9 protein-coding genes and 1 pseudogene are annotated in these 9,593 nt (G+C 73.3%); 2 read left to right on the plus strand and 8 right to left on the minus strand.

Annotation, left to right across the window (positions count from 1 at the left end; all coding sequences use genetic code 11):
- The 4 genes and pseudogenes from ACFV0Q_RS32335 to ACFV0Q_RS32350 all read right to left on the minus strand — a co-directional run.
- Positions 1 to 252 (minus strand): annotated as a pseudogene (locus tag ACFV0Q_RS32335) (Fe-S oxidoreductase); the annotation flags it as partial.
- Positions 253 to 264: 12 nt separating this feature from the next.
- Complete coding sequence (locus tag ACFV0Q_RS32340) at positions 265 to 843, minus strand: hypothetical protein (RefSeq protein ID WP_385010192.1); 579 nt, start codon at positions 841 to 843, stop codon at positions 265 to 267.
- Positions 844 to 885: 42 nt separating this feature from the next.
- Entirely contained in the window at positions 886 to 2,100 is a 1,215-nt protein-coding gene (locus ACFV0Q_RS32345; protein WP_385010193.1) for an MFS transporter, read from the minus strand.
- 53 nt (positions 2,101 to 2,153) lie between these two features.
- Positions 2,154 to 2,351, minus strand: coding sequence for a hypothetical protein (locus tag ACFV0Q_RS32350; RefSeq protein ID WP_385010195.1), 198 nt, complete (start codon positions 2,349 to 2,351; stop codon positions 2,154 to 2,156).
- Between the two features lie 386 nt (positions 2,352 to 2,737).
- On the opposite strand from ACFV0Q_RS32350, the gene ACFV0Q_RS32355 reads away from it, so the two are divergent.
- The gene (locus ACFV0Q_RS32355; RefSeq protein ID WP_385010196.1) at positions 2,738 to 3,424 is read left to right on the plus strand and encodes a GNAT family N-acetyltransferase; all 687 of its coding nucleotides are present in this window, start codon (positions 2,738 to 2,740) and stop codon (positions 3,422 to 3,424) included.
- A 48-nt stretch (positions 3,425 to 3,472) separates the two neighbouring features.
- Here the strand turns inward: ACFV0Q_RS32355 and ACFV0Q_RS32360 are convergent, their stop codons facing one another.
- The 3 genes from ACFV0Q_RS32360 to ACFV0Q_RS32370 form a co-directional block, all read right to left on the minus strand.
- The gene (locus tag ACFV0Q_RS32360; protein ID WP_385010198.1) at positions 3,473 to 4,501 is read right to left on the minus strand and encodes a TolB family protein; all 1,029 of its coding nucleotides are present in this window, start codon (positions 4,499 to 4,501) and stop codon (positions 3,473 to 3,475) included.
- An 89-nt stretch (positions 4,502 to 4,590) separates the two neighbouring features.
- A complete protein-coding gene (locus tag ACFV0Q_RS32365; protein ID WP_385010199.1) occupies positions 4,591 to 5,853 on the minus strand; it encodes an MFS transporter in 1,263 nt (420 codons plus the stop codon).
- Between the two features lie 2 nt (positions 5,854 to 5,855).
- Entirely contained in the window at positions 5,856 to 6,737 is an 882-nt protein-coding gene (locus ACFV0Q_RS32370) for an alkaline phosphatase family protein (protein ID WP_385010201.1), read from the minus strand.
- Positions 6,738 to 7,001: 264 nt separating this feature from the next.
- Here ACFV0Q_RS32370 and ACFV0Q_RS32375 point away from each other — a divergent pair, with 264 nt between their 5' ends.
- Positions 7,002 to 8,447 (plus strand): alpha/beta hydrolase, encoded by a 1,446-nt coding sequence (locus tag ACFV0Q_RS32375; protein WP_385010203.1) that lies wholly within the window; start codon positions 7,002 to 7,004, stop codon positions 8,445 to 8,447.
- A gap of 33 nt (positions 8,448 to 8,480) precedes the next feature.
- On the opposite strand, the gene ACFV0Q_RS32380 is transcribed toward ACFV0Q_RS32375, so the two are convergent.
- Positions 8,481 to 9,593: carboxylesterase family protein (locus ACFV0Q_RS32380; protein WP_385010205.1), on the minus strand; the 1,113-nt coding region annotated here is incomplete at its 5' end.

Here is a 9,593-nt window from a genome sequence, read left to right on the forward strand (position 1 = left end):
CACCCGCCCGGCGAGGGCGGCGCAGCCGAGTCCGAGGGACCACAGCCGGGAGGCGATCCCGAACTGCGCGGTCGAGGCCGCCACGCGCCCCGGCCCGCTGCCGATCCGCCGCCCGACCTCGGCGACGTACGGCCCGAGGTGGTCCCCGTACAGCGCTTCGAGGGTCCGGAATCCGGGTCCGGGCGGCTCCTCGCCGTACGCGACGGTGAAGAAGGGGCCCACGGCGGCCAGTCGCCGCAGTACGTCGTCCATGCACGGATGATCTCAGCCGACGGGCGCCGCCCCCGCGGCCGGGTCGGCCGCGGGAGCCGGACGGTGAAGAGGTTCTCGGCGACGTCCACGTCGGCGGTGGTGATCAGGAGCGTGAGGTGGCCGGTCCCGGCGAGCGAGCGGGCCAGTTCGATCTCTCGGCCGTCGCCGTGGACGAGGTGCAGGGTGTTGCCCGCCGACCCCCTCCTCGGCGGAGGCGCGGGAGGCGCCCGCGGCCACCCCGTCGGAGGCGACGCAGCGGGCTCCGCGCTCGCGCGGCCCGGCCACGACCTCGGTGGGCCGCCGGTGGACCGCGGTGGTCCGCTCGGCGATGGAGTCCCAGGAGTCGCCGTCGCGGCCGGCCAGGGCTCCCGCGATCAGGTCGAGGGCGACGAGGGTGCCGGTGTGGCCGATGGTGGAGGCGTAGGAGTCGGGTTCGTTGCCGAGGTCCACGGTGAGGTCGGCGAGGTCGCCCAGCGGGGACGGTACGACGTTGAGCAGCGCGGCCTTCGTGACGCCGGGCCCGGCGCACCGGACCGACTTCCGCGAGGCCTGCGCTACCGGCTGCGCGCCACCCTCCAGACGGACTGACACGGCACGACGCCGCACCCGGGCGACCTGCGAAAGACCCGGCTCCTACGCGCGCACCCCGCCGGCGGAGTGCGCCCAGCGGACCGCCGGGCCCATCGCGTACGAAGCGCCCAGCAGCAGGGCGCCGAGCAGCAGCCAGCCGGGGATCCCCCACAGCAGGAGCAGCGCGGTCAGCAGCATCGGGCCCAGGGTGCGGGCCACGGGCACCCCGGTGCCGAAGAAGCCCTGGTACTGCCCCATCCGCTCGGCCGGGGCCAGGGAGAAGCCGATCTGCCAGGACCCGGCCGACTGCCGCATCTCGGCGTCGGCCTGCAGCGCGGCGCCCGCCACGAGCAGTGCCCCGGCCGCCCACCCGGCGCCGGGCAGCGCGGCGGCGGCGAACACGGCGCAGGACAGGGCCATCACCAGCCCGGACAGCCGCAGCGCCCGCCCGGCGCTGACGAGGTCGGTCACGGGCCGGGCCGTCCGCACCTGGAACAGCATCACGGCCAGGGTGTTGAGCACGAACAGCGCCGACACCAGCCAGCCGGGGGCATGGGTGCGCTCCACGATCCACAGCGGGATCGCCAGGCTGAGCAGCGGCATCCGCAGCAGCAGTACGGCGTTGAGCAGGGTCACCAGCGCGTACGGCCGATCGCGCAGCACGGCGAGCCGGGGCTCCCCCGCCGCCCGCTCCGGTACCGGGGCCACGGCGGGCAGGCCCAGCAGCAGGGCCGCGCAGACCAGGAAGCTGACCGCGTCCAGGGCGAAGACGACGAGGTAGGCGCCCTCGGTGCCGGCCCCGAGGGCCAGTCCGCCGAGGGCCGCGCCGAGCGCCAGTCCGGCGTTGAGCGTGGACTGGAGGTGGGCCAGCACCCCGGTCCGCTCCGCCGGGGCGACGAGCCCCGCCAGCAGCGCCTGCCGGGCGGCCGCGAGGCCGCACTGGGAGACGGCGTAGAGGACCGCGGCGCACAGGAACGCCCCGAAGGACCGCACGAACAGGAACGAGGCCACCGACGCGGCGGTGGCCAGCGCCAGCAGTACCGAGGTGCCGCGCGGGCCCCGCCGGTCGGCGAGGGCCCCCAGCGGGACCCCGGCGACCGAGCCGACGGCCCAGGCGAGGGTCAGGCCGAGGCCGATCCGGGCGGGCGAGAGGCCCACGACGCCGGTGAAGTAGAGGGCGGAGCACACGTAGTAGGCGCCGTCGCCGACGGAGTTGCTCAACTGGGCGGCGGCCAGGCGGCGCGGCGCGCCGGGCGCGGGCAGGAACCGTATCGTCACCGCCCCATTGGATCAGCCGCATGGCCCGTCGGAGCGGTCCAATCGGGGATGTGTCACATGGGCCACTCGGCGCCGCCCCCGGCCTCCGTCCGCAGGGGCGCGATGGCCTCCGGCAGCGCCCGGCCGATGGCTCGGGCGGCCTGGCGCACGCGCGCCCGTAGCAGACCCGGGTGGCCCAACCCGACCACCCGCTCGATCCGCCCGCCCGTGGACACTCCGCCGACGGCCGCCTGTTCGATGCCGGGCTCCACCGGCGGGGCGGCCCGGTCGTCGGCGGAGTCCGCGAGCGGGGGCTTCGCCGCCGGTGCCGGGCTCTCTTCACATCCTCGCAGGTCAGGTGGGGTAAACCGGCAGTCCGCGCAAGTCAGGGCAGCCGTCTGGCGGGACTACGTCGACCGCTTGAACGGATGTCCGTTGATCAGGATTACGGGCGCTCCGGCCCGGGGACCAAAGTCATCGAAAAACGATGTCGCGCCATTGCCAAATTGGGGGTTCATGAGAGGACATTAAGGGGCTACATTGAGCCACTCGCGTTCACCTGACAGCCCGTTGCCTTTCACCCGCGTTTTGCGCGGGGGGTGACGTCAGGAGCGCAGACTGTGCAACCACCCCACCGCCCAGAAGGACCGAAGGCTCCGTGCCCGTACCCGTACTCCTCGCCGGCCGCTCCGTGCGGCTCGAGCCCCTCGCCCCCCACCACACCGAGGCCCTGGCCAAGGCCGGGGCCGAGGATCGTACGACTTACGCCTTCACTCCCGTTCCGCACGGGTTGCAGGCGTCCCACGAGTACATCGACCGTGCCCTCGCCGATCAGGCAGCAGGTCGATCGCTTGCGTTCGCCGTGGTCAGAGCCACTGACGGGCGGGTCGTCGGTTCGACCCGGTTCCTGGATCTCGACTATTGGCAAGGTCCACTGGTGTGGCCCGCGGTCCCCGGGGTCCCCTTCGGTGATCCGGCGACGGCGGTCCCCGACGCCGCCGAGATCGGGAACACCTGGCTGTCGCCGAGCGCCCAGGGCACCGGGATCAACACCGAGGCCAAGCTGCTCATGCTCCGCCACGCCTTCGAGACCTGGGGGGTGCGCCGCATCTCGCTGCGCGCGGACGCCCGCAACGGGCGCTCGCGGGCGGCCATGGAACGCCTCGGCTTCACCTGCGAAGGGGTGCGCCGGGCCCATTCGCGGGGGCTGGACGGCGCGGTGCGCAGTACGGCCTTCTACTCCGTGCTCGACGAGGAGTGGCCCACCGTGCGCTCCCTCATCGAACTGCGGATGTCCGGCGCCCAGCCCCGCAAGCGCCGGCGCAAGACGCTGATCCCGGCGTAACGGTCCTGCGGACCCCCGCCCCGTCCTCCCCCCGTCCTCCCCCGGTGCTCAGCCGAGGAAGGCCGGGGCGAGGGCCGAGGGCATCAGCCGGGCCGGGGCGCCGCCGCCGTCGGCGGGCAGGGAGTACAGGTCGGCGCCGAAGTCGCCGGGCAGGGAGTAGACGACGGTCCGGTCGTCGGTCCACACCACCTGGTCGTCCACGCTGCGTTCCTCGGCGAGCGGGGTCTCCCGCATCGAGGCCAGGTCGAGGACGTAGAGCCGCCACGGTGCCTCGGCCGGCAGCCCCGGCACCCGCTTCTTGAACACCAGGCGGGTCCCGTCCGGGGACAGCGACGGGCATTCCAGGTTCTCGCGCAGGGTCGTCACCGTGCGCGCGACGAGGTCGCCGCGGACCAGGTGGGTCTGGCCGCCGGTCGCGAGCGTCGCGTAGAAGGTCTTCTCGTCGGCGGCGAAGGTGACCCCCCAGAAGTTCACGTCGGCGTTGCGGTACGTCGCGCCGTCCTTGCGGATCGTGAAGTCCTCCAGCGAGGCGTCGTACGTCCCGGTGCGCAGGTCCAGCAGCGAGGTGCGGGTGGAGAAGTTCGTACCGGCGTACGAGTCCCCGCCGACGAAGACGGTCCAGGCGACGAGGTGGCCGCCGGGCGAGACCCGGGCGCGCGTGGGGATGCCGGCCAGGGGCCGGCGGGCGGTCTCCTTGAGGTGGGAGTCGAGGACGACGGCCCGGTAGCTCTCCTGCACCGCGCCCTGTTCCGCCTGGAGGCAGACGCCCGTGCCCCCGGCGGAGTGGAAGCGCAGGCACTTCACCCCGGACGCGGTACGGGGACCCTTCGGCACGTCCGCCGGGACGGTGGCGAGCTCGTCCCGGAACGGGCCCCAGGCCATGTTGCGGAAGACGATCCGCCGCCCGCCGTCACCCGGGGCGAGGGTGACCTCGCCGTGGGAGACGGCCGGGCCGCCCGCCCGGGCCTGGTTCTTCTCGTCGGCCCGCGACGAGGCGCGGACGAAGGCGAACACCCCCACGACGGTGAGCAGGACGACGGCGGTGACCAGGATCAGGACCCGGCGCCGCGCGGTCATCGGGGACCCGGGCGCGGGGGGCGTGTCCGCGGGGGGTGTGGCCGTGGGGGGTGTGAGGGACATGGGGGCCTTTCGGGATGCGGCGGGGATCAGGCGTCGGCGGGGCGGAGCCGGACGCAGCAGGCGACGGCCACGGCGAGCAGCACGGCGGCCACGGCCAGGGCGGGCCGGGCGCCCCAGACGGTCCAGGCGGCGCCGAAGCCGAGGGAGGCCGCGAAGCGGGCGAGCGCCTGGCCGGTCTGGACGAGGGCGAGCCCGCCGCCCCGGTGTTCCTCGGGGACGGCTCCGGCGGCTTCGGCCATGAGCACGCCGTCGGTGGCGGCGTAGAAGCCCCCGTGCAGCAGGAGCACCGCGTACGGCAGGGCCGGGTGCCCGCCGCCCGCCAGGAGGAGTCCGTAGACCAGGAGCAGGGCGAGGTGTCCGCCGAGGAAGACGCGGCGGCGGCCGACGCGGTCGGCGAGCCGGCCGAGCGGCAGCGCCAGCAGGAAGAAGGCGGCGGCGGTGCCGAGCGGGAGCAGCGCGAACCAGCGGTCGGCGATTCCGGTGGCCCGCTGGAGCAGCAGGAACACGAAGGCGTCGCTGACGGTGCACAGGCCGAGCAGCAGCGCGCCGAGGCTGATCCGGCGCAGGTCGCGGCGGCGCAGCAGGCCGAGGGAGGCCCGCAGCGAGACGGGTTCGGCGGCGGGTGCGGGCACGGCGCGGCGGCCGGGTACGAAGAGCACCAGCACCAGGACGCCGAGCGCGGCGACGCAGGCGCTGACGGTGAAGACGGCGTCGTAGCCGTCTGCGGCTCCGCGCAGGATCAGGAAGGCCAGGATGGGCCCGATCAGCGCGCCGGCGGTGTCCATGGCCCGGTGCACGCCGAAGGCCCGGCCCCGGTCCTCGGGGTCGGCGGCCAGGGAGATCAGCGCGTCGCGCGGGGCGGTGCGCAGGCCCTTGCCGGTGCGGTCGAGGGCGAGGACGGCACCGATGGCGGGCAGCGTGTGCGCGAGCAGCAGCAGCGGTTTGCACAGGGCGGAGAGCCCGTAGCCGATGCCGGCGAGCGCCTTGTGGCGGCCGAAGCGGTCACCGAGGTGGCCTCCGGTGAGCCGGACGAGGGCGCTGACCCCGTTGTAGAGGCCGTCGAGCAGGCCGAAGCCGAGCGGGGAGAGGCCGAGTCCGGCGACGAGGTAGAGCGGGAGCACGGCCGTGACCATCTCGGAGGAGACGTCGGTGATCAGGCTGACCGTGCCGAGGGCGAGCACCGTGGGCGCGAGGGCGGCGCGCCGCCCCGGGCGGGTGCCCGGGGCGACGGCCTGCGGCTCGGGGTGCACGGCGGGCGCGGGATTGCCGCGCGAGTCCGCGACGTACATGGTCAGGAAGCCCAGATCCCCGTGATGTCCTTGGCGGTGGCGGCGTTCCCGGCGTGGGTGGTCAGCCCGGCCAGGCCCTCCAGGGTCCGCAGCATGTCGTAGTGGTTGTAGGTGGTGCTGGTCGTGGAGCCGGCGGTCACGGGCTGCCCGTAGAGGACGGTCGGGATCTTGTTGCCGGCGAGCCGGTTGTCCTCGTCGAAGGTGACGACGAGCACGCTGTTGTGGGTCTTGGCCCAGTCCGCGTAGGACTTGAGGTTGTTCTTGAGCCAGGTGTCGCCGGTGCCGACCGAGCAGTCGTGCATGTCGCTGCAGAGGTTCGGGACGACGAAGGACACCTTGGGCAGGGTGGTGAAGTCCGTCGGGAACTGCGTCATCGTCTTCGCCGTGCTGGTGGGCACGTTGGAGAAGGCGAACCAGGGGTTGTGCTTGCGGGCGTACTTGCCGCTGGAGCAGGTGGTGGAGCCCTGGCTGGGGAGCGTCTCGTTGTAGCTGGCCCAGCTCTTGCCCGCGGCGATCAGCTCGGAGGCCAGGTTCGGCGCGGAGCTGAAGCCGGGCGTGTAACAGCTGTCGCCCGTGACGCCCTGGTTGGAGCCCGAGAAGAGCTGGAGGTAGTTGGGCTGGCTGGGGTGCGTGATGCCGTAGGACTCGGAGAGGCTCGCTCCTCCGGTCTTGAGGGAGTTGATGTAGGGGGCGCTGGAGCTGCCTATGACCTGGTTGTAGGCGTGGTTCTCGAAGACCACGACGACGACGTGGTCGGGGGCGGGCAGGCCCGCCGCGTGCGCGGGCTGTGCGGCTCCGATGCCGGCCCAGAGGGCGGTGCCGGCGGCGGTGGCGGCGAAGGCGGTGGCCAGGGCGGTCTTACGACGAGACCATGAAGTGGTCATGCCAAACACGGGTCATACCTCCGGGCATGGGGGGTCTGCGGGGCGGCGGCGCGGACGCACCATACCCAGGGGCATGTGCATGGGCCAGGGACAGTCGGCTAACAGCACGGGAACTCCGCCGAGACGTCAGGCGATCAGTAATGCCCTCCTCCAGGAAAACCCAAGAGAAGGAAAAATGAGGAACCCGGAAGCACTATCGTTCATCATTCGAACGGAAGCAGTCCACCCCCAGACGGGGCAGCAACAGCCGGAGAGCCACCGCAGATGTCGTACGAACCCGACGGGCAGTACCAGCCACCGCGCCGGCCGGAGGGGCAGTACCCGCAGCAACCCCCGTACGGCCAGCAGCAGGGCCGACAGCAGGGCCAGCCGCGGTACGCGCCCCAAGGCCAGCCCCAGCAGGGCCGGCCCCAGCCTCCCTACGGCCAGCCCCCTCAGGGCCGCCCGCCGCAGGGCCAGCAGCCGTACGGCCAGCCCGGGTACGGGCAGCAGCCGCAGCAGGGCCGCCCCCCGTACGGGCAGCAGCAGGGCGGGTACGACCAGCCCACCCAGCAGCAGCCCCGCTACGAGCAGCCGCCGTACCAGCAGGACTACCAGCAGCAGCCGTACGACCAGTACGACCGCTCCGAGCCCCCCTACGGCGACGAGCCGCCGCGCCGCAAGTCCAAGGCCAAGCGCTGGATCATCGCGGGCGTCTCGGTCCTGGCCCTCGCGGGCATCGCCGCGGGCGCGATGAGCTACTTCGAGATACCGCCGTTCACCGACAAGGGCCAGGCCGTCTCCTTCGGCCAGACCCCGGGCGGCGACAAGGGCGGGGAAGCGGCCAAGCCGGCGGCGAACTCGAAGATGTCGATGCCCACCGGCCCGAAGACCGAGTTCAAGAACGCCTCGACCCTGAGCGACGGGACACAGATCGGCGTCGCCACCGTCACCGGCAAGAAGTCGGGCTTCACGGGCAAGGTCTGGGTATGGGCGCCCAAGGAGTACAACGACCCGAAGTTCGCCAAGAGCGGCTTCCCCGTCATGATCGCCCTGCCCGGCGGCGCCGGCTACCCGACGAACTACTGGATGGGCACCGACCTCGGCCTCCAGAGCAGCATCAGCAAGTGGTACTCGGAGGGCAAGGGCAAGCCCTTCATCCTCGCCATGCCCGTGCTGAACCCGGGCCCGGACGACAAGGGCATCTACTGGGACGGCTCCGACATCCCGGACCAGCCCAAGATGGGCACCTGGCTGACCGACGACGTCCCGGACCTGATGCGGGAGAACTTCCGCACCATCAAGTCCCGTGACGGCTGGGCCTACATGGGCTCGTCCACCGGTGGCTTCGCGAGCCTGAAGGCCGTGCTGAAGTACCCGGAGAAGTTCAAGGCCGCGATCTGCTCCGGCCCGGACATCGTCCCGGACTCCTCCCTCTGGAAGGGCCACGAGAAGGAGAAGGCCGAGAACAACCCGGAGCTGCTCGCCAAGCAGCTCATCGACAAGAAGGGCCCCGACGTCTACCTGGCCTTCCAGGTCGGCGACAACGAGAGCAACAAGAAGACCCTGCCGGACGTGCAGAAGTTCGTCGCCACCTACACCAAGGGCCCCATCCACACCAGCCTGAGAGTGATCCCCGGCGGCCAGCACAACGCCAAGACGTACGTGCCGAACATGGGCCAGGGACCGATGGAGTTCATCAGCAAGGCGATGGAAGGCCCCGTGGAGTAGCCCTCACCGCTCCCGGGCTCCGGGACCCCGCCCCTACGGGGTGAGCACGGCTCCACCGTCGGGTTCCACGCCCCGCACCGCTTCCGGCTCCGGCCCGCCGAACACCTTCGGCGGGCCGCTGCCGTTCCAGGGCTCCCAGCCGGGATCCCCGGTGACGGCGAACCGCACCCAGGCCGCGTGCATCTCGTCCGCGAGCGCCTGCGGGGCGTCCGGACCGGCCAGCCGCCAGGACTCGGGCACGCCGAGGGTGTCGAAGACGAAGCCCAGCTCCAGGGCGTGGCAGGCGCCGAGGCCCGGTACGCCGCTGGGCCACGCGAACTCGTAGAGGTGGCTCGGCGCGGCCCGCCGGGCCCCGGCGATCCGGCGCAGCGGGTCGCGCAGCAGCCGGTCGGTGAGCAGCTGCCCGGCCAGGTCGCCCGGTCCGGCGCCGGGCAGGTCGGCGCGCAGCGCCCGTACGGCGGCCCGGTCCTTGCCGCTGCGCAGTCGCCCCAGCGCCACGGTCAGCGGGCCCAGCCGGTCCAGCAGCCGCAGGGCGCCGGTCGGCGCGAGCCAGAGCCGGTGCTCCTGGGAGGTCCAGCCCAGCAGCAGCGGCACGTCCGAGGCCGTGGCCGCCTCCAGCGGGTCGCCGGGCAGCGTGCCGGGATCGGTGACCAGGCCGAAGGCGGGGCCGCCGAGCACCGGGGAGGAACGGCGCAGCACGGCCGCCTGGGCGCCCAGCAGGGCGGGCAGCCCGGCCGCCTCGAAGGCGGCGGCGGTGGCGGGCACCTTGAGCAGCGAGGCCATCCGGCGGACCATGGCGCGGACCTTCTCGCGCGGCAGGGCCTCGGGGGCGCCGCTCTGCAGGACGGCCCGGGCGAAGAGGCCCTCGGCGCGGGGGGCGGCGAGCAGGGCGCCCACGCTGATGGCCCCGGCGGACTCGCCGAAGACGGTGACCCGGCCGGGGTCGCCGCCGAAGGCCGCGATGTTGTCCCGGACCCACTCCAGGGCGGCGATCTGGTCGAGCAGGCCGCGGTTGGCGGGGGCGTCGGGGAAGAGCCCGTAGCCGAGGACGCCGAGCCGGAAGTTGACCGAGACGAGCACGACCCCGTCGCGGGCGAAGGCGGAGCCGTCGTAGACGGGAACGGCGGAGGAGCCGCGGGTGTGGGT

This window comes from Streptomyces sp. NPDC059564, assembly GCF_042735575.1.
Taxonomy (GTDB): Bacteria; Actinomycetota; Actinomycetes; order Streptomycetales; family Streptomycetaceae; genus Streptomyces.